The 23411-nt window shown below is 65.1% G+C and carries 25 protein-coding genes; 6 read left to right on the forward strand and 19 right to left on the reverse strand.

Annotation, left to right across the window (positions count from 1 at the left end; genetic code table 11):
• The coding region (locus E3U47_RS16185; protein WP_134692694.1) for a lytic murein transglycosylase at positions 1 to 1135 on the forward strand (1135 nt) is incomplete at its 5' end.
• A gap of 133 nt (positions 1136 to 1268) precedes the next feature.
• On the opposite strand, the gene E3U47_RS16190 is transcribed toward E3U47_RS16185, so the two are convergent.
• The 13 genes from E3U47_RS16190 to E3U47_RS16250 form a co-directional block, all read right to left on the reverse strand.
• Entirely contained in the window at positions 1269 to 2207 is a 939-nt protein-coding gene (locus E3U47_RS16190; protein ID WP_134692695.1) for an LD-carboxypeptidase, read from the reverse strand.
• A gap of 99 nt (positions 2208 to 2306) precedes the next feature.
• Positions 2307 to 3323, reverse strand: coding sequence for a lipoyl synthase (gene lipA / locus E3U47_RS16195; protein WP_134692696.1), 1017 nt, complete (start codon positions 3321 to 3323; stop codon positions 2307 to 2309).
• Between the two features lie 2 nt (positions 3324 to 3325).
• Positions 3326 to 3973 carry a lipoyl(octanoyl) transferase LipB gene (gene lipB, locus E3U47_RS16200; RefSeq protein WP_134692697.1) on the reverse strand — a complete coding sequence of 216 codons (648 nt, stop codon included), beginning with the start codon at positions 3971 to 3973 and terminating at the stop codon, positions 3326 to 3328.
• Positions 3973 to 4248, reverse strand: coding sequence for a DUF493 domain-containing protein (locus E3U47_RS16205; protein WP_023630272.1), 276 nt, complete (start codon positions 4246 to 4248; stop codon positions 3973 to 3975). The genes lipB and E3U47_RS16205 overlap by 1 nt, the downstream gene beginning before the upstream one ends.
• Before the next feature lie 70 nt (positions 4249 to 4318).
• Complete coding sequence (locus E3U47_RS16210) at positions 4319 to 5479, reverse strand: D-alanyl-D-alanine carboxypeptidase family protein (protein WP_134692698.1); 1161 nt, start codon at positions 5477 to 5479, stop codon at positions 4319 to 4321.
• A gap of 353 nt (positions 5480 to 5832) precedes the next feature.
• A complete protein-coding gene (locus E3U47_RS16215; RefSeq protein ID WP_134692699.1) occupies positions 5833 to 6837 on the reverse strand; it encodes a septal ring lytic transglycosylase RlpA family protein in 1005 nt (334 codons plus the stop codon).
• Entirely contained in the window at positions 6838 to 7848 is a 1011-nt protein-coding gene (gene mltB, locus E3U47_RS16220) for a lytic murein transglycosylase B (protein ID WP_134692700.1), read from the reverse strand.
• 17 nt (positions 7849 to 7865) lie between these two features.
• Positions 7866 to 8969 carry a rod shape-determining protein RodA gene (gene rodA, locus E3U47_RS16225; protein ID WP_167659498.1) on the reverse strand — a complete coding sequence of 368 codons (1104 nt, stop codon included), beginning with the start codon at positions 8967 to 8969 and terminating at the stop codon, positions 7866 to 7868.
• Positions 8970 to 9007: 38 nt separating this feature from the next.
• Positions 9008 to 10906 (reverse strand): penicillin-binding protein 2, encoded by a 1899-nt coding sequence (gene mrdA / locus E3U47_RS16230; protein ID WP_134692702.1) that lies wholly within the window; start codon positions 10904 to 10906, stop codon positions 9008 to 9010.
• 17 nt (positions 10907 to 10923) lie between these two features.
• Entirely contained in the window at positions 10924 to 11391 is a 468-nt protein-coding gene (rlmH, locus tag E3U47_RS16235) for a 23S rRNA (pseudouridine(1915)-N(3))-methyltransferase RlmH (protein WP_023631106.1), read from the reverse strand.
• Between the two features lie 9 nt (positions 11392 to 11400).
• Positions 11401 to 11829: a ribosome silencing factor gene (gene rsfS / locus E3U47_RS16240; RefSeq protein WP_134692703.1), complete on the reverse strand. Its 429-nt coding sequence runs from the start codon at positions 11827 to 11829 to the stop codon at positions 11401 to 11403.
• A 44-nt stretch (positions 11830 to 11873) separates the two neighbouring features.
• The gene (gene nadD / locus E3U47_RS16245; RefSeq protein WP_134692704.1) at positions 11874 to 12533 is read right to left on the reverse strand and encodes a nicotinate-nucleotide adenylyltransferase; all 660 of its coding nucleotides are present in this window, start codon (positions 12531 to 12533) and stop codon (positions 11874 to 11876) included.
• A gap of 1 nt (position 12534) precedes the next feature.
• Positions 12535 to 13806, reverse strand: a complete 1272-nt coding sequence (locus E3U47_RS16250; protein ID WP_134692705.1) for a glutamate-5-semialdehyde dehydrogenase — start codon at positions 13804 to 13806, stop codon at positions 12535 to 12537.
• Positions 13807 to 14034: 228 nt separating this feature from the next.
• Between E3U47_RS16250 and E3U47_RS16255 the strand changes: the two genes are divergently transcribed.
• Both E3U47_RS16255 and E3U47_RS16260 read left to right on the forward strand, forming a co-directional pair.
• Positions 14035 to 14727: a DNA-3-methyladenine glycosylase gene (locus E3U47_RS16255; RefSeq protein WP_134692706.1), complete on the forward strand. Its 693-nt coding sequence runs from the start codon at positions 14035 to 14037 to the stop codon at positions 14725 to 14727.
• Positions 14728 to 14730: 3 nt separating this feature from the next.
• The gene (locus E3U47_RS16260; RefSeq protein ID WP_134692707.1) at positions 14731 to 16047 is read left to right on the forward strand and encodes a bifunctional DedA family/phosphatase PAP2 family protein; all 1317 of its coding nucleotides are present in this window, start codon (positions 14731 to 14733) and stop codon (positions 16045 to 16047) included.
• 164 nt (positions 16048 to 16211) lie between these two features.
• Here E3U47_RS16260 and E3U47_RS16265 read toward each other — a convergent pair whose 3' ends face one another.
• Genes E3U47_RS16265 through E3U47_RS16275 form a run of 3 tightly spaced genes read right to left on the reverse strand, consistent with a single transcriptional unit; the run spans position 16212 to position 17887 of the window.
• Positions 16212 to 16802 (reverse strand): LON peptidase substrate-binding domain-containing protein, encoded by a 591-nt coding sequence (locus tag E3U47_RS16265; RefSeq protein ID WP_134692708.1) that lies wholly within the window; start codon positions 16800 to 16802, stop codon positions 16212 to 16214.
• A gap of 9 nt (positions 16803 to 16811) precedes the next feature.
• Positions 16812 to 17528, reverse strand: a complete 717-nt coding sequence (locus E3U47_RS16270; protein WP_134692709.1) for an LrgB family protein — start codon at positions 17526 to 17528, stop codon at positions 16812 to 16814.
• Positions 17525 to 17887 (reverse strand): CidA/LrgA family protein, encoded by a 363-nt coding sequence (locus E3U47_RS16275; RefSeq protein ID WP_134692710.1) that lies wholly within the window; start codon positions 17885 to 17887, stop codon positions 17525 to 17527. Before E3U47_RS16275 ends, E3U47_RS16270 begins: the two co-directional genes overlap by 4 nt.
• A gap of 151 nt (positions 17888 to 18038) precedes the next feature.
• Between E3U47_RS16275 and E3U47_RS16280 the strand changes: the two genes are divergently transcribed.
• The 3 genes from E3U47_RS16280 (at position 18039) to E3U47_RS16290 (ending at position 21050) form a co-directional block, all read left to right on the forward strand.
• A complete protein-coding gene (locus E3U47_RS16280) occupies positions 18039 to 18494 on the forward strand; it encodes a MaoC family dehydratase (RefSeq protein ID WP_134692711.1) in 456 nt (151 codons plus the stop codon).
• Positions 18495 to 18644: 150 nt separating this feature from the next.
• Complete coding sequence (locus tag E3U47_RS16285; RefSeq protein ID WP_134692712.1) at positions 18645 to 20378, forward strand: C13 family peptidase; 1734 nt, start codon at positions 18645 to 18647, stop codon at positions 20376 to 20378.
• A 27-nt stretch (positions 20379 to 20405) separates the two neighbouring features.
• Complete coding sequence (locus E3U47_RS16290) at positions 20406 to 21050, forward strand: oxidoreductase (protein WP_134692713.1); 645 nt, start codon at positions 20406 to 20408, stop codon at positions 21048 to 21050.
• Between the two features lie 92 nt (positions 21051 to 21142).
• Here E3U47_RS16290 and E3U47_RS16295 read toward each other — a convergent pair whose 3' ends face one another.
• The 3 genes from E3U47_RS16295 to mpl are packed head-to-tail and all read right to left on the reverse strand — an operon-like array spanning position 21143 to position 23402.
• Entirely contained in the window at positions 21143 to 21430 is a 288-nt protein-coding gene (locus E3U47_RS16295) for a YceK/YidQ family lipoprotein (RefSeq protein WP_134692714.1), read from the reverse strand.
• The gene (ubiX, locus tag E3U47_RS16300; protein ID WP_134692715.1) at positions 21427 to 22056 is read right to left on the reverse strand and encodes a flavin prenyltransferase UbiX; all 630 of its coding nucleotides are present in this window, start codon (positions 22054 to 22056) and stop codon (positions 21427 to 21429) included. The genes E3U47_RS16295 and ubiX overlap by 4 nt, the downstream gene beginning before the upstream one ends.
• Positions 22053 to 23402 carry a UDP-N-acetylmuramate:L-alanyl-gamma-D-glutamyl-meso-diaminopimelate ligase gene (gene mpl, locus E3U47_RS16305; RefSeq protein ID WP_134692716.1) on the reverse strand — a complete coding sequence of 450 codons (1350 nt, stop codon included), beginning with the start codon at positions 23400 to 23402 and terminating at the stop codon, positions 22053 to 22055. Before mpl ends, ubiX begins: the two co-directional genes overlap by 4 nt.
• Between the last annotated feature and the right edge of the window lie 9 nt (positions 23403 to 23411).

Genomic DNA, 23411 nt, shown 5'->3' on the forward strand with positions numbered 1-23411 from the left:
GCCCTTGCAGACCTTCGCCCAATGGCAGGCGAACTTCCGCCAGCAAGCCCTGCAAGCCGGCATCAGCCCCAGCCTGTTCGATCGCGCCTTCCTCGGTGTCACCCCGGACATGGACGTGATCAAGGCCGACCGCAGCCAACCCGAATTCACCCGCCCGGTGTGGGAATACCTCGACGGCGCCCTGTCGCCTCTGCGCGTGCGCAACGGCAAGAAGCTGCTGGAGCAAAATGCCGAGTTGCTGGGCCGCATCGAACAGCGCTATGGGGTCGACCGCCAGGTGCTGGTATCGGTATGGGGCATGGAGAGCAACTTCGGCCAGTTCCAGGGCAGCAAGTCGGTGATCCGCTCGCTGGCCACCCTGGCTTATGAAGGCCGCCGCCCACAGTTCGCCCAGGACCAACTGATCGCCGCCCTGCAGATCCTGCAGAACGGCGACATCCAGCCCGATGCCATGCGTGGCTCGTGGGCCGGCGCCATGGGCCAGACCCAGTTCATCCCCACCACCTACCTCACCCACGCCGTGGACTTCGACGGCGATGGTCGCCGCGATATCTGGAACAGCACCGCCGACGCCCTGGCGTCGACCGCGCACTACCTGCAGGCGTCCGGCTGGAAGCGTGGCCAGCCGTGGGGCTTCGAGGTACAGGTGCCGGCCGGGTTCGACTGGTGGCTGGCCGACGGCAGCCAGCGCAAGAGTGTCAGCGAATGGCTGCAACTGGGCGTCAAGCTGCCCGCCGGCACGCAACTGCCCGCCGGCAGCAACCAGCTGTCCGCCGCCCTGCTGCTGCCCGCCGGCGCCCGTGGCCCGGCGTTCCTGGTGCTGGACAACTTCCGCGCGATCCTCAAGTACAACAATTCGTCGTCCTATGCCCTGGCCGTGAGCCTGCTGGGCGATCGCTTCTCGGGCTGGGGCTTCATCGCCGGCAACTGGCCGAAGGAGGACTTGCCGCTGAGCCGTAGCGAACGTATCGAGCTGCAGACCTTGCTCAATGCCAGCGGGCATGAAGCGGGCAACCCCGACGGGATCATCGGCGCCAACACCCGCAAGGCCATCCGCAATGCGCAGCAGGCGCAGGGCTGGCCGGCCGATGGCTATCCGACGCACAAGCTGCTCGACAGCCTGCGTCAGCGCTGAGAATTTTGGGGCCGCTGCGCGGCCCTTTCGCGACACAAGGCCGCTCCTACAAGCAATCGCGAAATTCGCGATAACGTGCCCCCTGTAGGAGCGGCCTTGTGTCGCGATGGGCTGCAAAGCAGCCCCGGCGATCTCAAACTCTGAACAGATCCTGCAACAGCACCAGACTCTGCTCTTCGGCATCCAGTCGCACGCTTGCCCCCAACGGCAAGCACACATTCGGATCACAATGCCCGCTGCGCCACCCGGCCAGCACCGGCACTCCGAGCGGGCCGAAGATATCCAGCAGCAGCGGCGTGATCGCCGCCACGGTGATCCCGGCAAAATCCCCCACCAGCACGCCACGTACCCCCTCAAGTTTGCCGGCCAGGCGCAACTGCGTCAGCAACCGGTCGACGCGGTACAGTGGCTCGTTGACGTCCTCGATGAACAGGATGCTGTCCTGGGTGTCGACTTCCGCCAGCGTCCCCAGCGTGGAGCCGAGCAGCGACAGGTTGCCGCCGACCAGGCGCCCGCTGGCAACCCCAGGTACCACGCCGGTGAGCGCAAACGCCGCAGGATGGGCAATCACATCACCCGCGCCCAGCCGCCCCCGCAACTGCCCGAACAGTGAGCTGATGGTAGGCTCGAGCTTGCCCCCCAGCAGGTCGGCATTGAGCATTGCGCCATGGAAGGCCAGCATCCCCGCATGTCGGTTGAGCGCCGAATGCAGGGCGGTAATGTCGCTGTAACCCACCAGCGGCTTGGGATGGCGTCGGATCAGTTCGAAATCGATACGGTCCAGCAGGCGCATGCTGCCGTAACCGCCGCGCATGCACAGGACAGCGTCGATGTCCGGGGCGCTGAATGCATCGTGCAAGTCGCGCAGGCGTTGCTCGTCGCTGCCGGCAAGGTAGCCATCCGCCTGCAACACCCCGGGGTAGATGCGGCACTGCTGGCCACGGTCTGCGAACCACTGACGGGCCTTGTCGGTATCGAGCCGCGCCGGCCCAGCTGGGGCAACGATGGCGAAACAGGCGTTGTCAGGCAGGGCCTTGGGCAACAGGTATTGGGCAGTTTCCAGGCAATTCATCGCGCCACTCCTTGCAGCTTGTCGCTTGAGACTTGTAGCTCAAAAAAAATGCCGATGCCGCCTTCCAGCGCGCATCGGCATGTTCCGCTCAAGCTCGCGTCAGAGCTTGATCTTGGCTTCGTGGGCCTGCTGGTCGGCGTGGTACGAGGAACGCACCAACGGGCCGGAGGCGACGTTCTTGAAGCCCATCTTGTAGCCTTCCTCGGCGAACCAGGCAAAGGTGTCCGGGTGCACGAAGCGTTGCACCGGCAGGTGGTTGCGCGACGGTTGCAGGTACTGGCCCAGGGTGAGCATGTCGATGTCGTGCTCGCGCATGCGCTGCATCACCTCGATCACTTCTTCGTCGGTCTCGCCCAGGCCGAGCATCAGGCCGGACTTGGTCGGCACGTGCGGGACCATCTGCTTGAACTTCTGCAGCAGGTCCAGCGACCAGTCGTAGTCCGACCCCGGGCGCGCTGCCTTGTACAGGCGCGGCACGGTCTCGAGGTTGTGGTTGAACACATCCGGCGGGGTCTGCGCGGTAATTTCCAGCGCCACGTCCATGCGCCCGCGGTAGTCCGGCACCAGGGTCTCCAGCTGCACGCCCGGCGACAGCGCGCGGATCTCGCGGATGCAGTCGGCGAAGTGCTGGGCGCCGCCATCACGCAGGTCGTCGCGGTCCACCGAGGTAATCACCACGTACTTCAGGCGCAGGTCGGCGATGGCCACGGCCAGGTTCTTCGGCTCGTCCAGGTCCAATGGCTTCGGTCGGCCATGGCCGACATCGCAGAACGGGCAACGACGGGTGCAGATATCGCCCATGATCATGAAGGTGGCGGTACCGCCAGAGAAACACTCGCCCAGGTTCGGGCAGGAGGCCTCTTCGCATACGCTGTGCAGCTTGTGCTTGCGCAGCAGCTGCTTGATACGGTCGACTTCCGGGGATACCGGAATGCGCACGCGGATCCAGTCGGGCTTTTTCGGCAGCTCTTCGGTGGGGATGATCTTCACCGGGATACGCGCCACTTTGTCGGCGCCACGCAGCTTCACGCCGGCTTCCACTTTTTTAGGAGCAGGGCGCGGGGTGACGTCTTGCGTCGGGATCAGGTTCGGCACGGCTTCTTGCACAGTTGTCATAATCAGTCGATTCCGCCCGTCAGGGTCGTCTGCTCAGCATAGTCGAGGTGCTTGACCAGCTGTCCGCGCAGCCTTGTCCTGACCTCAATGAGTTCGATCGGGCCTGCCAGGTCGCGCAGCTGGGTCATCGCCAGCCCCGCATACCCACAGGGGTTGATTCGGCGGAATGGCGCAAGGTCCATGTCCACGTTCAGGGCAAGGCCGTGGAACGAACGGCCATTGCGGATTCGAAGGCCAAGGGACGCGATCTTCGCGCCATCGACATAGACGCCTGGGGCGTCGGGCTTGGCCACCGCCTGCACACCATAGCTGGCGAGCAGATCGATGAGGGTCTGCTCGATGCGGCTGACCAGCTCGCGCACGCCGATACTCAGGCGGCGCACGTCCAGCAGCAGGTAGGCCACCAACTGGCCGGGGCCATGGTAGGTGACCTGGCCACCGCGGTCGGTCTGCACCACCGGTATCTCGCCGGGGACCAGCAGGTGCTCGGCCTTGCCGGCCTGGCCCTGGGTGAACACCGGAGGATGCTCGACCAGCCAGACTTCGTCCAGGCTGTCCGGGCCGCGCTGCTCGGTAAAGCGACGCATGGCCTCCAGCACCGGTTCATAGGGCTGCAGACCAAGATCGCGAAAACCGAGACAAGCGGGCATCACAGCACCATTTTCACGATGCCGGTAGCGCGCAGGGCGCTGTTGATGTCGTGCAGTTGGTCCTCACCGGTGGCAACGATATGCAACTGCACCGTGGTGTACTTGCCTTCCTTGCTCTGGCGCTCGGCCAGGGTCGAGAGGTCGACCTTGGCGTACTTGCTGAGGATCTCGATCACCGTGTCCTTGAAACCGACAACGGTGTCACCGATCACCTTGATCGGGTAATCCTCGCAGGGGAATTCGATCTTGTGCGACTTGACGTCTTCTTCGCTCATGGCGGTAACGGCCTCGTAAGCCGTGGCAGCAGCGCCCCCGCCTGGTTCACGGGGGCGTGCAAGTCACGTATCAGTTGAACAAACCGTAGAAGAACAGGCGAATGCTGTCCCACATACGGCCGAAGAAACCAGCTTCCTCGACACCATCCAGGGCGATGAGGTCGGCGCTGTGAACCACCTTCTCGTCCAGTTTGACTTCCACTTTACCGATCACGTCACCTTTGGCGATCGGAGCGGTCAGTTGCGGGTTCATGGTCATCGAAGCCTGGAGGCGCTTCAATTGGCCTTTAGGCATGGTCATGGTCAGGTCGTTGGCCAGACCGGCTTTGACCTGGTTGGTCGCGCCTTTCCATACCTGGGCTTGAGTCAGCTCGGTACCCTTCTGGTAGAAGGTCTGGGTTTCGAAGAAGCGGAAACCATAGGTCAGCAGCTTCTGGGTCTCGGCAGCGCGGGACTGTTCGCTGTTGGTGCCGAATACCACGGCGATCAGGCGCTGGCCATCACGCACGGCCGAGGCGACCATGCAGTAGCCGGCTTCGTCGGTGTGGCCGGTCTTCAGGCCGTCGACGGTCTTGTCGCGCCACAGCAGCAGGTTGCGGTTGGGCTGCTTGATGTTGTTCCAGAAGAACTCTTTCTGCGAGTAGATGGCGTAGTGCGCCGGGTCTTCGTTGATGATCGCCCGGGCCAGGGTGGCCATGTCGTGGGCCGAAGAGTAGTGCTCCGGGTTCGGCAGGCCGGTCGGGTTCATGAAGTGGCTGTTGGACATGCCCAGATCGGCGGCGGTCTTGTTCATCATGTCGGCGAAGGCGTCTTCGCTGCCGGCGATGTGCTCGGACAGGGCGACCGAGGCATCGTTGCCCGACTGGATGATGATGCCGTGCAGCAGGTCGCTGACAGTGACCTGGCTGCCGACCTTGATGAACATGCGCGACCCGCCGGTGCGCCAGGCGTTCTCGCTGACGGTGACCGGGTCGTTCTCGCCGATCTGGCCACGACGGATGTCCAGGGTGGCGATGTAGGCGGTCATCAGCTTGGTCAGGCTGGCTGGCGGCAGGCGCTCGTCACCGTTGTTCTCGACCAGCACGTTGCCGCTGGACGCGTCCATGAGTACATAGGACTTGGCGGCCAGTTGCGGTGGTGCTGGCATCATCTGCTCCGCTGCGAAGGCAGCAGGCGTGATCATCAGCAGAACGGGCAGGCAAAGTCGTTTGGCAAGGTTGGTGATGTTCATCCGTCTCTCGTAAATCGCTAATGGTCTGATGTTCCGTGGGCCACGTCGTGTGCCCTACGCCCCGTCAGTCTGGTTATATGGCCTGTGGCCTGGCCCGCAAAAGTGCGACCTAATGCCGCTGCGGGCAAAAGCGGGCATTGTACATGGCAACGCCCGGTAATTCATGAACAAACCGACAGGTCGGCGTTGTCTGTTTCGCCGACTTCGACTCAGGCGCGCTCCCTGTAGGAGCGGCCTTGTGCCGCGAAAGGGCTGCGCAGCAGCCCCGGCGATATTTGCGGTGACGCTGAGACCTGGGGCCGCTTCACGGCCCTTCGCGGCACAAGGCCGCTCCTACAGTAAGCGCACAGCCTTCAGTCGGTGACTACTTTGGCTTGACCCAGATTGGCCAGGCGAATGCTGTCCTGGGTCTGCTGGATCTCGCCCTGGCTGTTGATCGGCCCCAGGCGCACACGGTGCAGCGTCTGCTGGTTGCGCACGATGGAGCTGATGAACACCGGCGCGCTGACCATGCTGCTCAGTTTCGAGCGCAACAGCTCGGCGGCGTCCGGGTTGGCGAAGGCACCGACCTGCAGGAAGCTGCCGCCGTTGCCCGCCGGTACATTGTTGCCACCCACCTGCACCGGCACCACCGGCGCCGCGTGCTGCTGCGGTGGCGGGGTCCATTGCTCGACCCGTCCGCTGCTGGCCGCGATCGGCTGGGCCTGGGCCACCTGCGGCTCCTTGAGCATCATCGGCGGCTGCTGGCCGCGCTGCGCCCACCATTGCTGCGGGTCGATGCCCTCGACGCGGACATGGGCGGTACCGATCTCGGCGTAACCAAGCTTCTTCGCCGCCGCGTAGGACAGGTCGATGATGCGGTCGGAGTAGAACGGGCCACGGTCGTTGACCCGCAGGATCACGCTACGGCCGTTGGCCAGGTTGGTCACCCGCACATAGGCCGGCAGCGGCAGGGTCTTGTGCGCCGCGCTCATGCCGTAGAGGTCGTAGAGCTCGCCGTTGGCGGTATTCTGCCCGTGGAACTTGGTGCCGTACCACGACGCGGTGCCCTCGGCGCGGTAGCTGCGCGAGTCCTGCATCGGGTAGTAGGTCTTGCCCAGCACGGTATAGGGGTTGGCCTTGTAATTACCGGTATGCACCGTCGGGGTGGCGTCGGGGATCTTGTTGACGTCGACGTCCCACCAGGGCGCGCCGTCCTTGTGGGCCCGGTTGATGTCCAGGCCCGGCTGCGCGCGCACGGTATTGGTATTGCCGCCCTGCGGGCTGCTGGGCCGGCTCGACGAGCAACTGGCCAGGACCAGGCCGACGGCGACGCAGGTCAGCAGTTTGAAGCCATTGGCTGTAAAGAGTTCGCGCATTTACTTGACGCCCCGTGCCAGAACCAGCTGTTCGGATAGCTGATGCACCGCCATGGCATACATCACGCTGCGGTTGTAGCGAGTGATCGCGTAGAAGTTCTTCAGGCCCATCCAGTATTCCGGGCCGTTTTCGCCCTCCAGACGGAAAGCGGTGACCGCTTGATCATCGCGCAGCGCATCATCGCCCGACCAGCCCAGCGCTCGCAACTGCGCCACGGTCCTGACCGGCTCGATACCGCTGGTCAGGCCTTCGTCGACACGCTCGCCGCGCACCTGCGCGCGGCTGACCACAGGCTCGCCGGCAACCCAGCCATGGCGCTTGAAATAACTGGCAACGCTGCCGATGGCGTCGTCCGGGTTGTTCCAGATATTGATGTGGCCGTCGCCGTCGAAGTCCACCGCATAGTTGCGAAAGCTGCTCGGCATGAATTGCGGCAGGCCCATGGCGCCAGCGTACGAGCCCTTGAGGGTCAGCGGGTCGAGTTGCTCTTCACGCGCCAGCAGGAGGAACTCGCGCAGCTCCTTGCGGAAGAATTCGGCACGCGGCGGGTAGTCGAAGCCCAGGGTCGACAGGGCATCGATGACCCGGTAGTTGCCGGTGTTGCGACCGAAGAACGTCTCCACGCCGATGATCGCCACGATGTACTGCGCCGGCACGCCGTACTCCTGCTCGGCGCGAGCCAGCACCGCTTCGTGCTGGCGCCAGAAGTCCACCCCGCGGGCGATGCGCGCGTCGCTGATGAACATCGGCCGGTATTCCTTCCACGGCTTGACCCGTTCGGCCGGCCGCGAGATCGCATCGAGGATCGACTGCTTGCGCTGCACCTCGGCGAACACGCCCAGCAGTTGCTCACTGGCAAAACCGTAGTCGCGGGTCATCTCGCCGACGAACTCGGCCACCTGGGGCGAGCCGTCGTAGTCACCGGCATTGGCCTGCTGGATCGCGCCGCACAGGCTTATCGCGCCTATCCACGGTACCCAACGGGCCGCCCAACCACGTACTGCTTGCATGCAATTCTTCACCTTTTTCAAACCTGTGCGATCCATTTGCGGTGCGTATGGATCGACATCAGAACGCCAAACGCTGACAGCAGCGTCACCAACGAAGTTCCGCCATAGCTGATGAAGGGCAGCGGCACGCCCACCACGGGCAGTAGGCCGCTGACCATACCGATATTGACGAACACATAAACAAAGAAGGTCATGGTCAGGCTGCCAGCGAGCAGCTTGCCGAACAGGGTCTGGGCCTGGGCGGTGATCATCAGCCCACGGCCGATCAGCAGGACGTAGATCAGCAGCAGCAGGCAGATGCCCACCAGGCCGAACTCCTCGCCGAGCACGGCGATGATGAAGTCGGTGTGGCTCTCGGGCAGGAAGTCCAGGTGCGACTGGGTGCCCAGCAGCCAGCCCTTGCCAAACACCCCGCCGGAACCGATCGCCGCCTTGGACTGGATAATGTTCCAGCCGGTGCCCAGCGGGTCGCTCTCGGGGTCGAGGAAGGTCAGCACGCGCTGCTTCTGGTAGTCGTGCATGACGAAGAACCACATCGCCACCGCCACCGGCACCGCCGCCGCCACCACGCTGACGATCCAGCGCCAGCGCAGCCCGCCCATGAACAGCACGAATGCGCCGGAGGCGAGGATCAACAACGCGGTACCCAGGTCGGGCTGGCGCACGATGAGGATGAACGGTACACCGATCATCACCAGGCTGATCGCCACATGCTTGAGGTGCGGCGGCAGGGTGCGCTTGGACAGGTACCAGGCGATGGTCGCCGGCATGATGATCTTGAGGAATTCCGAGGGCTGGAAGCGGATCACCCCGGGGATGTTGATCCAGCGCGTGGCGCCCATGGCGTTATGGCCCATGACGTCCACCACGATCAACAACACCACCCCGACCACATAGGCAAGTGGCACCCAACGCGCCATGAAGCGCGGTTCGAGCTGGGCAATGACGAACATCGACACCAGGCCGATGCCGAACGAGGTGGCCTGCTTCATCAGCAGGTCCCAGTTCTTGCCACTGGCCGAATACAGCACAAACAGGCTGCCGGCGGCCAGGGTCAGGAGGATGAGCAGCAAGGGGCCGTCGATATGGATGCGCTGCAGGAAGCTGGCGCGCCGGCGCATCACGTCCTCGCTGGAGAGCATGCGATCGAAATTGTTCTTCACGGGGCCGATTCCTGGGCAACGGTGGCGGGGGCGAACTCGGGCTTGAGCCGGCCGTTTTCATCGAGCAGCCAGGCGTCCATGACCTGGCGGACCACGGGGGCGGCGACGCCGGAGCCAGACTCGCCGTTCTCGACCATCACCGAGACCACGATCTTCGGATCGTCGGCCGGGGCGAAGGCGACGAACAATGCGTGGTCGCGGTGACGTTCCTGGAGTTTATTGCGGTCGTACTTCTCGCCCTGCTTGATCGCCACCACCTGGGCCGTGCCGCTCTTGCCGGCGATCCGGTACGGCGAGCCGATCGCGGCCTTGCGCGCGGTACCGCGGGCACCGTGCATCACCTGCTCCATGCCGTGGGTGACCTTGGCCCAGTCGGACTTGTCGCGCAGGACGATGTTCTCCATCGGATTGTCGTCCACCGGCGGCTGGCCTTCGATAGTCTTGGCCAGGTGCGGGCGGTTCCATACCCCTTTGTTGGCGATCAGCGCCGTGGCCTGGGCCAGTTGCAGGGGCGTGGCCTGCATGTAGCCCTGGCCGATGCCGAGGATCAGGGTTTCGCCGGGGAACCAGGCCTGGCGACGGGTGGCGCGTTTCCATTCGCGCGACGGCATCAGCCCGGGGGACTCCTCGAACATGTCCAGCGCGACCTTTTGCCCGATACCGAACTTGTTCATGTAGGTGGACAACCGATCGATACCCATCTTGTGCGCAAGATCGTAGAAATACGTGTCGTTCGAGCGCATGATCGCCACATCGAGGTCTACCCAGCCGTCACCGTAGCGGTTCCAGTTGCGGTACTTGTGGTCATAGTTGGGCAACTGGTAGTAGCCAGGGTCGAACACCCGGCTCGAAGCGGTGACCACGCCGCTGTCCAGGCCGGCGATGGCCACCGCCGGCTTGATGGTCGAGCCCGGCGGATACAGGCCGCGCAACACCCGGTTGAACAACGGCCGGTCGATCGAATCACGCAGTTCGGCATAGGCCTTGAAGCTGATGCCGGTGACGAACAGGTTGGGGTCGAAACTTGGCTGGCTGACCATCGCCAGCACCTCTCCGGTGCGTGGATCGAGGGCGACCAGGGCGCCACGACGCCCGCCCAGGGCCTGCTCGGCGGCTTCCTGCAGCTTGATGTCCAGGCTCAGGACAATGTCCTTGCCCGGTTTCGGGTCGGTGCGCTTGAGCACCCGCAGCACACGGCCGCGGGCATTGGTCTCGACTTCCTCGTAACCCACCTGGCCATGCAGCTCGTCTTCGTAGAAGCGCTCGATGCCGGTCTTGCCGATATGGTGGGTACCGCTGTAGTTCACCGTGTCGAGGGTCTTGAGCTCCTTCTCGTTGATCCGCCCCACATAGCCCACCGAGTGGGCGAAATGCGCGCCCTGAGGGTAGTGCCGCACCAGTTGCGCGGCCACTTCCACGCCGGGCAGGCGGAACTGGTTCACGGCGATACGGGCGATCTGCTCCTCGGTCAGTTCGAACAGGATCGGCACCGGCTCGAACGGCCGGCGCCCCTGCTTCATGCGTTTTTCGAACAGGGCGCGGTCATCCGCGGTGAGCTGCAGCACCTCGACGATCACATCCAGCACCTCCTGCCACTTGCCGGCGTTGCCCGCGCGCTCGCGGGTCATCACCAGGCTGAAGCTTGGCCGGTTGTCCGCCACCACCACGCCGTTGCGGTCGAAGATCAGGCCACGGGTCGGCGGAATCGGCTGCACGTGCACCCGGTTGTTCTCCGACAGCGTCGAGTGGTAGTCGTACTGGATGACCTGCAGGTAGTACAGCCGGGCGATCAGCACGCAGACGAGCAGCACCACCGCCACGGCGCCCACGACGACGCGGTTGCGCACCAGGCGGGCGTCTTTCTCGTGGTCCTTGAGGCGGATCTGCTGCGGCATCGGACAGGCTTACAGGTTCATTTGTGGTAGGGATGCCCGGACAACACGGTCCAGGCGCGGTAGATCTGCTCGCCGATGAGTATCCTTACCAACGGGTGCGGCAGCGTCAGCGGCGACAACGACCAGCGCTGTTCGCTGCGCGCGCAGACTTCCGGCGCCAGCCCTTCCGGGCCGCCCACCATCAGGTTGACCGTACGCGCGTCCAGGCGCCAACGGTCCAGCTCGCCCGCCAGTTGCTCGGTGCTCCAGGGCTTGCCATGGACCTCAAGGGTGACGATGCGTTCCCCGGGCTGCACCTTGCTCAGCATCGCCTCGCCCTCCTGACGGATCAGGCGGGCGACATCGGCGTTCTTGCCGCGGGTGTTCAGCGGGATTTCCACCAGCTCCAGCGCAAGCTCCGGGGGCAGGCGCTTGGCATACTCATGCCAGCCTTCCTCGACCCACTTGGGCATGCGCGAGCCGACCGCGATCAGGCGCAGACGCACGACGCTTCCTTATTCCCGGTCCTTGAGCTTGTCGGAGTACTCGTGAGCGTGCTCCGGGCTGTGGTGCTTGCCGTCGTTGGCGCGGCTCTGCTCGGCGCCCAGCCACAGGCGTTCCAGGTCGTAGAACTGGCGGGCGGCGGCGGTCATCATGTGCACGATGACGTCGTTCAGGTCCAGCAGCACCCAGTCGCTGTCGCCCTTGCCTTCTTCGCCCAGCGGCTGCACGCCCTTGGCCTTGACCGCTTCGCGGACCTTTTCCAGCATCGCGCTGATCTGGCGGTTGGAAGTACCGGTGGCGATGATCATGTAGTCGGTCAGGCTGTGCTTTTCACGCACGTCGATGACCTGGATGTCCTGGGCCTTGACGTCTTCCAGCGCGGCCTTGGTCAGTTCGACCAGTTCTTCGCCGCTGATGCCGTTGATTTTCTGCTTGGTCATATAAAACTCGTTCAACTCATTGATTGAGGCGCCCACGGGCGCCGTCAGTTGGACGCACGATACAGGTCGTGCGCCTCGATGTAGGCCAGTACTGCGTCCGGCACCAGGAACCGCGCCGACTTGCCGCTGGCCAGCAGCTGTCGGATCTGCGTGGCGGACACCGCGAGCGGGGTCTGCCAGACGAACGAAATGTGCCCCGCCGGGCCGGACATGGCGGTGGGATCGCTCTCCGAGCGCGCCGCCAGCAGGTTGCGCAGCTCGTCAGGGGGTTCGACATCGGCATCCGGGCGTTGCAGCACCAGGATGTGACAGTGTTGCAGCAGTTCTTCCCAGCGATGCCAGCTGGGCAGGCCACAGAAGGCATCCCAGCCCAGCACCAGGAACAACTGGTCATGCCTGTTCAGTTCAGCACGAATCGACTCGAGGGTGTCGATGGTGTACGACGGTTTGTCGCGAGCCAGCTCACGATCATCGACACTCAGGCAGCCAACCCCGGCCACCGCGCCGCGCACCATGGCCAGGCGGTCCTGGGCCGATACCTGTGGCGCGTCGCGGTGCGGCGGACGCGCATTGGGCAGCAGGCGCAGTTCGTCCAGGCACATGAATTCGGCCACTTCCAGCGCACTGCGCAGGTGACCGATATGCACCGGGTCGAAGGTGCCGCCGAGAATGCCGACGCGGCGGACGGCCACAGGCTCGCTCAACTCAGCAGGACTCCTGGCCGCGCAGCTGGCCGTCGCCGATCACCACGTACTTCTCGCAGGTCAGGCCTTCCAGGCCGACCGGGCCACGGGCGTGCAGCTTGTCGGTGGAAATACCGATCTCCGCGCCCAGGCCGTACTCGAAACCGTCGGCGAAGCAGGTCGGGGTGTTGAGCATGACCGACGCCGAGTCGACCTCGGCCATGAAGCGCCGGGCCTGGCCCTGGTGTTCGGTGATGATCGAATCGGTGTGGTGCGAGCCGTGATGGTTGATGTGCTCGATGGCCTGCTCCAGGCCGTCGACGACACGGATCGACAGGATCGCGTCGAGGTATTCGGTGTGCCAGTCGGTTTCGCTGGCCGGCGTCGCCGCGATGATCGCTTGGGTGCGCTCGCAGCCGCGCAGCTCGACACCTTTTTCCTGGAAGCGGCGGGCCATCTCCGGCAGGAAGCGCTCGGCCACGCGCTGGTCGACCAGCAGCGTTTCCATGGCGCCGCAGATGCCATAGCGGTAGGTCTTGGCGTTGAAGGCGACACGCCAGGCCTTGTCCAGGTCGGCGTGCTCGTCGACGAAAACGTGGCAGATGCCGTCCAGGTGCTTGATCACCGGCACCCGGGCATCACGGCTGATGCGCTCGATCAGGCCACGGCCACCGCGCGGGACGATGACGTCGACGAACTCCGGCATGCTGATCAACGCGCCGACCGCCTCACGGTCAGTGGTCTCGACCACCTGCACCACCGCTGGCGGCAGGCCGGCCTCGGCCAGGCCACGCTGGATGCAGGTGGCGATGGCACGGTTGGAGTGGATGGCCTCGGAGCCGCCACGCAGGATGGTGGCGTTGCCCGACTTCAGGCACAGGCTGGCGGCGTCGATGGTCACGTTGGGGCGTGACTCGTAGATGATGCCGATCACCCCCAGTGGCACGCGCATCTTGCCGACCTGGATGCCTGACGGGCGGTAGCTCATATCGCGGATGGCGCCGACCGGGTCCGGCAGGCTGGCCACCTGGCGCAGGCCGGTGATCATGCCGTCGATGCGCGCCGGGGTGAGCGCCAGGCGCTCGAGCAAGGCTGGCTCCAGGCCGTTCTTGCGGCCATTGGCCAGGTCCTGTTCATTGGCTGCTGTGAGCACGTCGCGGGCCGCGTCGAGGGCGTCGGCGGCGGCCTGCAGGGCGCGGTTCTTCTGCGCGGTGCTGGCACGGCCGATCACCCGCGAGGCCTCACGGGCGGCGCGACCCAGGCGGGTCATGTAGTCAAGAACGGACTCGGTCATGGGTTCGGTGTCTTGGCAAAGGGGAAATCGGCTGATTATAACTGGCGCGCTCGGGTACGCCCAGCGGCGGGTGGCGGATGGTCGAAAATGGTTGGCGTCCAAGTGCAGGAAAGATGTAACCGCCCGTATCGGAATTTTCACCTAGCCATCGCGGGACAACCTGATTCAGCCTCGCTTAAGCCATTCATTGCTATCATCCCCGCCTTCACCAACACGAACCCCGCCCGCATGCCCGAACAAGCCCCCTGCCCGGCCCGCGCCCTGCCCGACAGCTTCTTCGACCGCGATGCCCAGACCCTCGCCCGCGATCTGCTGGGCAAGATCATTCGCCATCGCCATGGCGATTTGTGGCTGGCCGCGCGCATCATCGAGACCGAGGCCTACTACCTCAGTGACAAAGGCAGCCATGCCTCCCTCGGCTTCACCGAGAAGCGCAAGGCGCTGTTCCTCGACGGCGGGCACATCTACATGTATTACGCCCGCGGTGGCGATTCGCTCAATTTCAGCGCCCATGGCCCCGGCAACGCGGTGCTGATCAAGTCGGCGTTCCCCTGGAGCGACGCACTGTCGGGCGACAACAGCCTGGCGCAGATGCAGCTGAACAACCCCGACGCCAGCGGCAACCTGCGCCCGCCCGAGCGCCTGTGCAACGGCCAGACTCTGCTGTGTCGGGCCCTGGGCCTGAAGGTGACCCAGTGGGACGCCCAGCGCTTCGACCCCCAGCGGCTGTACGTCGAGGATTGCGCCATCGCCGTGCCACGGGTGATCCAGACCACCCGCCTGGGCATTCCCCACGGCCGCGACGAACACCTGCCCTACCGCTTCGTCGATGCCGACTACGCGCGCTTCTGCACCCGCAACCCATTGCGCCGCGGCCAGGTCGAAGGCAAGGATTTTTTCATGCTCGAACAAGGAAACTGAAACATGGGCCAATGGCTCGATAGCCTGACCGCCTGGCTTGGCGCTCATCCACAGTGGCTCGGCCTGGCGGTCTTCATCATCGCCTGCGTCGAGTGCCTGGCAATTGCCGGCATCATCGTACCCGGCACCGTGCTGCTGTTCGCCGTCGCCGTGCTGGCCGGCAGCGGCGCCCTGAGCCTGGGCGAAACCTTGCTGCTGGGCTTTCTCGGCGGCCTGCTCGGCGATGCGTTGTCGTATACCGTGGGCAAGTATTTTCACCAGAACATCCGGCGCCTGCCGCTACTGCGCAGCCACCCGCAATGGATCGGCGGCGCCGAGGCTTACTTCCAGCGCTATGGCATCGCCAGCCTGCTGGTCGGGCGCTTCATCGGTCCCTTGCGGCCGATGCTGCCAATGGTCGCCGGCATGTTCGACATGCCCTTGCCACGCTTCATCGCTGTCAGCCTGGTGGCCGGGGCGGGCTGGGCGGTGGCCTACCTGCTGCCCGGCTGGGCCACCGGCGCGGCGATGCGCCTGCCGCTGCCGGAAGGCTTCTGGCTGGATGCTGGGATCGTCGTGGGCACCCTTGCGGTGCTGATCGGCCTGAGCCTGAACAGCAGCATCCGCGACCAGCGCCACGGCACGCGCCTGATCGCCGCGCTGAGCGGCGTGGCGGTGGCGGCGCTGTTCGTTGGCTGGCCTTACCTGAGCGCACTCGACCAGGGCGTGATGACCCTGGTGCAGGAACACCGCAGCCAGGTTATCGACGGCGCGGTGGTGGTGGTGACCCGGCTGGGCGACTTTCGCACCCAGTTCTTCCTCGGCGGCCTGCTGACCGGCCTGCTGTTGCTGGCCCGGCAGTGGCGCCATGCGCTGTTCGCCGGCAGCGCGCTGATCGGCACGGCCCTGGCCAACGGCTCGCTCAAGTGGCTGTTCGCCCGCGCCCGCCCCGAGGTGCTGGCCGACCCGCTGACCAGCTACAGCATGCCCAGCGGGCACAGCTCGGCGTCGTTCGCCTTCTTCCTGGTACTGGCGTTGCTGGCCGGGCGCGGCCAACCGCCGCGCATGCGCCTGACCTGGGTGCTACTGGGTTGCATCCCGGCCCTGGCCATCGCCCTGTCGCGGGTGTACCTGGGGGCGCACTGGCCGACCGATATCCTCGCCGGGGCGTTGCTGGCCTGCTGTGTGTGCGCGCTGAGCCTGACCCTGGCGCAGTATCGCCAGCCGCTTACGGCACTGTCGCAACGGGTATGGTGGCTGGTGCTGCCGGCATGCATCGCGTTGCTGGCGTTCTTCGCCCTGCATGCGCTGCCCAAGGCGTTGTTGCGCTACCAGTACTGAGACGGCCATTTTGCGGCACCGCGAATCCCTGTAGGAGCGGCCTTGCGTCGCGAAAGGGGCGCGAAGCGGCCCCGGGATTTTGGCCGTATTGGCGATCGCCGGGGCTGCTACGCAGCCCTTTCGCGACGCAAGGCCGCTCCTACAGGGATCGCATCGGCCGCTGATCAGGCGAACAACTCGCCCTGGATACGCTCGAGCAACGCCTGGATCGCCTCCAGCCTGAGCTGCGGCGAGTCGATCGCCAGCAGGTCGAGCTTGTCCTCTTCCACGAACGGCAACAGGTAGGCCAACTGGTTGGCCAACGCCTGTCGCCCGTCGACATCCCGCGGCATGTCCAGCGCCTCGACCATCGGGTGTTCGCCCAGGGCCAGCAGCAGCGCCAGCAGGTCATCGTCCTGCTCCTGCAGCGGCCCGTCCGCCAGCTCCGACAGCCACTGCACCTGGCCGACCATCAACTGGTCCTTCTGCACCTCGGTGCGCTCGACACGAAAACGCCGCACGCCTTCGACGCGGATGCCCAACAGGCCATTGTCCTGCTGCACGAAATCGCGGATCAGTGCCTCGCAGCCGACCGACGCCACCACCGGCGCCGCCTTGCCCACCTGCTCGCCTTCCAGGATGCATACCACGCCAAAGCCTTCGCCCTGCTTCATGCAGCGGCCGATCATGTCCAGGTAGCGTGCCTCGAAGATCTGCAAGTCGAGCAGGCAACCGGGAAACAGCACGGTATTGAGGGGAAACAGCGGTAGCGTCATCTTTGCTCCTCAAGCCACCAGGCTGACCGCCAACGGCAGGAACACCGCCGTGGCCACCCCCATCAGGCTCATCGCCAGCGCGGCGAAGGCGCCGCATTCGTCACTTTCCTGCAAGGCCACCGAAGTGCCCACCGCATGGGCGGTCACACCCAGCGCCATGCCCCGAGCCTCGGCGCTGAGCACGCCGCAGCGGCTGAGCAACGCCGGGCCGAAGATAGCCCCGATCACCCCGGTGATCAGCACGAACACCGCCGCCAGGGCCGCCACGCCGCCAATCTGCTCGGCCACCAACATGGCGATCGGCGAGGTGACCGACTTCGGCGCCATGGTCATCAGGATCATGTGCTCGGCGCCAAACCACCAGCCCAGCGCCAGGCATGCCACCGTGGCGAACAGGCCTCCGATTACCAGCGTAGTAAATGTCGGCCAGAACAGCTGGCGGATCCGCCGCAGGTTAAGGTAGAGCGGCACCGCCAGGGCCACGGTGGCCGGACCCAGGAGGATGTTCATGATCTCGGTGCTCTTGCGGTACTCGGCGTAGTCGATGCCGCAGACAAGCAGGATGCCGATCACCACCAGCATCGAAACCAGCACCGGTTGCAGGAAGATCCAGCGGGTCTTTTCATAACCTGCCAGCACCAGCTGGTAAGCGGCCAGGGTGATGCCGATACCGAACAGTGGATGGTGGATGACCGCGTCGAGCGCGCCGTGCCAATCGAGGGTCATGGCTGCTCCTCGTGCTTGCCCTGGCGCTGGATGAGCTTCTGCATCAGCACGCCGACGAACACCAGGGTCGCCAGGCAGGAGATCAACAGCGCCCCGACGATGGCCCAGAAGTCGGCGGCGATGTCCCTGGCATAGACCATCACACCCACCGCTGGCGGCACCAGCAGCAATGGCAGGTAGCGCAGCAGGCTGCTGGCGGCCTCGTTGAGCGGTTCGCCCACCTCGCCGCGCAGCATGAGGTATGCCAGCAGCAGCAACAGGCCGATGATCGGCCCAGGCAGAATGTGCAGGAACAGGTGATTGATTGCCGTCCCCAGCAACTGGAACAGCACCAGCCAGGTCAAACCACGCAGCAGCATAAAGACCTCCCTCAGAGCATGGCGGCCATTATAAGCACGCTAAGCAACTGGCTATAAGGCGATGTTCGGCGAAATGCTGGCAACTTGACTGATCCCCATGGCCGTGCTGATCTTGCACCTTCGTACCAAATGACAATCTGGAGATGTCGCGATGCCCTATGTACCCGTTACAGAGCTTTCGCAGTACGTTGGCAAGGAGCTGGGCCGTTCCCAATGGCTGAAGATCGACCAAGAACGCATCAACCTGTTCGCCGAAGCCACCGGCGATTTCCAGTTCATCCATGTCGACCCGGTGAAGGCGGCCAAAACTCCGTTTGGCACCACCATCGCCCATGGCTTCCTCACCTTGTCGCTGATCCCCAAGTTGATGGAGGACATCCTGGTACTCCCCGAGGGGCTGAAGATGGTGGTCAACTACGGACTGGACAGCGTGCGCTTCATCCAGCCGGTGAAGGTCGACAGCCAGGTGCGGTTGAAGGTGGACCTGGTCGACGCCACCGAGAAGAAGCCAGGCCAGTGGCTGCTCAAGGCCACTGCCACCCTCGAGATCGAAGGTGAAGAGAAGCCCGCCTATATCGCCGAACCGCTGTCGCTCTGTTTCGTCTGATCTTGCGTAGCAGCCAGCTTGCTGGCGAACCGCACCGGCGATGCCGGTATTTGCCGACGAGGCCGGCTCCCACACCGGCCTTCGCGGCCCAATTCACGCCTCCTGGCATTCTGCGGCATACTCGGCGCATCGTTTTTCGCGGAAGCCGCCATGCGCCCCCTGCTGCCCCTGACTTTGATCCTGCTACTCGCCGCTTGCGGCGAAGGTGAGCCCCTGGCGCCGCCGGACGCGCGCCTGCCGGACGGCGGCCGCTACCGCGGCCAGGTGGTGAACGGCCTGCTACAAGGCGAGGGGCGCATCGACTATCCCAACGGCAGTTGGTACGCCGGTAGTTTCAAGGATGGCCAATGGCACGGCCAGGGCGAATGGCACGGCAGCAATGGCGAGGTTTACCGAGGCCAGTTCAGCGAAGGCCTGTTCCAGGGCCTGGGCGAGCTGACCACCCCTGGCAGCCACTACGCCGGCACGTTCAAGCACGGCCGCCGCGATGGCGAGGGAACCCTAAAGCAACACGACCAGACCTACCGCGGCCAATTCAAGGACGACCAGTACGACGGCGCCGGCCAGCTCGAACTGGCCGACGGTAGCCGTTACCAGGGCCTGTTCGCCCGGGGCAAGCCCAATGGCGCGGGCGTGCGCAGCGACGCCAGCGACAACCAGTTCAGCGGCCACTTCATCGATGGCCAACTGCAAGGCGCCGGCACCTACGACAGCGCCGACGGCGAGCAGTACATCGGCGAATTCAAGGACAACCGTCTCGAGGGCCGCGGCCGCTACGAAAGCGCTGATGGCGACGTGTGGATCGGCGACTTCAAGGACGGCTCGCTGGTTGGCGAGGGTGAGCTGCTGGGCAGCGATGGCAGCCGCTACAAAGGCGGCTTTCGCGACTGGCGCTTCAGCGGCCTGGGCACCTTGCAACTGGCCGACGGCAGCCAGTACGCCGGCGGCTTTGCCGACGACGCCTACCATGGCCATGGTCGCCTGACCCATCCCGACGGCCGCGTCGAAGCAGGCACCTGGGTCAATGGCGTGCGGGTGCGCGACGAGCATGGCACGCTGCTGCCCGACCCCCTCGACCTGGCCCTGCTCAGCCAGGGCAAGCTGCTGGAGGATGCCCTGGCCAAGGTGCCACGCACGCTACCGCCGGTGCAGTTGTACAGCCTGGTGGTGGCCGGCGATGGCCAGCAGAGCGTGTTCCTGCGCGAAGCCGACTATGTCAGCAACATGCTCAAGGTGCGCTTCGGCGCCCATGGCCAGGTCACCCTGGTCAACCATCGCGACCACCTGGCCGACCGGCCCATGGCCACCCGCGAAAACATCACCCGCGCCGCGCGTACCCTGGCCGAGCGCAGCGGCCCGGAAGACTTGGTATTCATCTACCTGACCAGCCACGGCAGCCATGATCACCAACTGGTACTCGACCAGCCACGCCTGCAACTGGCCGACCTGTCCGCCGATGAACTGGCCAGCGCCCTGGCGCCGCTGAAAGATCGCGACAAGGTCGTGGTCATTTCCGCCTGCTACTCCGGGGGCTACATCGCCCCGCTCAAGGACCAACGCACCCTGATCATGACCGCCGCGCGCCCGGACCGAGTCTCGTTCGGCTGCTCGGAGGAGGCCGACTTCACCTATTTCGGCGATGCCCTGTTCGCCCAGGCGCTGAACCAGACCGACGATCTGAAACAAGCGTTTGAACTGGCGCGACAAAGCGTTGCCGAAAGAGAACGAAGGGAAGGCTTCGAAGCCTCGCAGCCGCAGCTCTGGGCGCCGCCTGCGGTAGTCAGCCACTGGCAGCGCCTGCGCCGACAACAGGCCAAGCAAGCCTTGCGCAATGAAGCCCAGCCAGCTTCGGGGGAACAGGCGAAAACACCTGGGGCCCACTAAGCTCAGTAGTAACGAGGGAGAGACATCATGTATTTGACGCCTCAGCATGTCCTGCTTGCCGGTGCCACGGGTCTGACGGGTGAACACCTGCTCGACCGCCTGCTCAACGAGCCCACCATCAGCCGCGTATTGGCACCGACCCGTCGGCCGCTGGCCGAGCACCCACACCTGGAAAATCCGGTGGGCGACCCGGCCGTGTTTCTCCCGCAACTGGCCGGCCGCGTCGATATCGCATTCTGCTGCCTGGGCACCACGCTCAAGCAGGCAGGGTCGGAAAACGCCTTCCGCGCGGTCGACCTGGACATGGTCGTGGCCTTCAGCAAACGCGCCCGGGAGATGGGTGCGCGACACCTGCTGGTGATCAGCGCGCTGGGCGCCGATGCGAAGTCGTCGATCTTCTACAACCGGGTCAAGGGCGAAATGGAAGAAGCGCTCAGGCAGCAGGACTGGCCGCAGTTGACCATCGTGCGGCCTTCGCTGCTGTTGGGCGAGCGTATCGAGCCACGCCTGGGCGAGCGCCTGGCGGCGCCGTTCTCGCGACTGATACCGGGCAAGTACCGTGGCATCGAGGCCTGTACCCTGGCCCGGGCGCTTTGGCGCCTGGCACTGGAAGAGGAAGACGGAATCCGCGTGGTCGAGTCGGATGAATTGCGCAAGCTGGGCAAAAAGTAGCGCAGCAGTACCGGTCTCATCGCGGGGCAAGCCCGCTCCCTCCTAGCTTGGCAATCAAGACGTGGGAGCGGGCTTGCCCCGCGATTGCTTTGCTACAGGCCGCCTGTGGCGTTGAAGCCCACTCCCGCCGCCGTCAACAACGACAACGGCAGCAGCACGGTATCGAGCAACGCGCTGCCCGGCAGGTCCAGCCCTGGATAAGCCGGCGCAGTAGCGCCGAAGCGATCCTCCGGGCAGCACCCGCCATTCATCACATACAGGTCAAGCCGGGTCCCGGCATACACCACCGGCGCCCCCGGCTTGTTGCCATCCAACGTGCGCACCGTGGCGCAGCCGCCGAGGTGGGCCAACAGCAACAGCCCTGCCAGGGTGCGCTTCAATCATCGACCCCATAGTGATGCTCGCCCCAGCGCGGCAACATATCCTGGGGGATATTCAACAAGTTGAGAATCCGCGCCACGACAAAATCGACCAGGTCGTCGATGCTCTGCGGCTGGTGATAGAACCCCGGCGCCGCCGGCAGGATCACCGCGCCCATCTGCGACAGCTTGAGCATGTTCTCCAGGTGGATGGTCGAGAATGGTGCCTCGCGCGGAACCAGGATCAACTGACGACGCTCCTTGAGGGTCACGTCAGCCGCCCGCTCGATCAGGTTGTTGCAGGCCCCGGTGGCAATCGCCGACAGGGTACCGGTGGAACACGGCACCACCACCATCGCCGCCGGCGCGCCGGAGCCCGAGGCCACCGGCGACATCCAGTCTTCCTTGCCATACACGCGGATCTGCCCGTCGGCCGCGCCGGTGTACTCGGTCAGGAACGCCTGCATGGCCTGGGGCTTGGCTGGCAACACAACGTCGGTCTCTGTAGCCATCACCAGTTGCGCGGCCTTGGAGATGAGAAAGTGCACCTCGCGCTCCTCGCGCACCAGGCAATCGAGCAAGCGCAGGCCATACTGCGCCCCGGAGGCGCCGGTCATGGCCAGGGTGATGCGCTCGGGCCCGCTCACTTCAGGGCCTCGGCCAACTTGCCGTGCAGGCCGCCGAAGCCGCCGTTGCTCATGATCACCACATGGGTGCCGGGGCGGGCCTGGCCCTTGATGCGCTCGATGATCGCCTCGAGGCTGTCGGCGACCACACTCGGCACCTTGCACTGAGCCGCGGTGCCGGCCAGGTCCCAGCCCAGGTTGGGCGGTGCGTACCAGATCACCTGGTCGGCGTCGTTGACGCTCTCCGGCAGGCCGTCGCGGTGGGCGCCAAGTTTCATGGAGTTGGAGCGCGGCTCGATTACCGCGATCACCGGCGCCTCGCCAACGCGCTTGCGCAGGCCGTCGAGGGTGGTGGCGATGGCAGTCGGGTGGTGGGCGAAATCATCGTAGATGGTCACGCCCTGCACCTCGGCGACCTTCTCCATGCGCCGCTTGACGCTCTTGAACGCGCTCAGGCCTTCGACCGCCATGGCCGGCGCCACGCCGACATGGCGGGCGGCGGCCAGAGTGGCCAGGGCATTGGCGACGTTATGCTGGCCGGTCAGGGCCCAGTCCACCACGCCCTGGGCCTGGCCCTCGAACAGCACTTCGAAGCGCGAACCGTCGGCACTGAGCAGGCGCGCCTGCCATTGGCCACCCACGCCGGTGGTCTGCACCGGGGTCCAGCAACCCATGCCGATCACCCGCTCCAACGCCTGTTCGGCGGTCGGGTGAATCACCAGGCCTTCGCTGGGGATAGTCCTTACCAGGTGGTGGAACTGCCGCTCGATGGCCGCCAGATCGGGGAAAATGTCTGCGTGATCGAACTCCAGGTTGTTGAGGATCGCGGTGCGCGGGTGGTAGTGCACGAACTTCGAGCGCTTGTCGAAGAAGGCGCTGTCGTATTCGTCGGCCTCGACCACGAAGAATGGCGTGCCGCCCAGACGCGCCGACACCGAGAAGTTCTGCGGCACGCCGCCGATCAGGAAGCCCGGGCTCATGCCAGCGTGCTCCAGTACCCAGGCCAACATGCTGCTGGTGGTGGTCTTGCCGTGGGTTCCGGCCACGGCCAGGACCCAACGGCCCTGCAGCACATGGTCGGCCAGCCACTGCGGGCCGGAGACATAGGGCAGGCCCTTGTTCAGCACGTACTCCACCGCCGGGTTGCCCCGCGACATGGCGTTGCCGATCACCACCAGGTCGGGTGCCGGCTCCAGCTGGACCGGGTCGTAGCCCTGGGTCAGTTCGATGCCCTGGGCTTGGAGCTGCGTGCTCATCGGCGGGTAGACGTTGGCGTCCGAACCAGTGACGCGGTGGCCCAGCTCCTTGGCCAGCACCGCCAGCGAACCCATGAAAGTGCCGCAAATACCGAGAATATGAATGTGCATGATCGACCT

The sequence above is a fragment of the Pseudomonas sp. RIT623 genome, from assembly GCF_004519305.1.
Lineage (GTDB): Bacteria > Pseudomonadota > Gammaproteobacteria > Pseudomonadales > Pseudomonadaceae > Aquipseudomonas.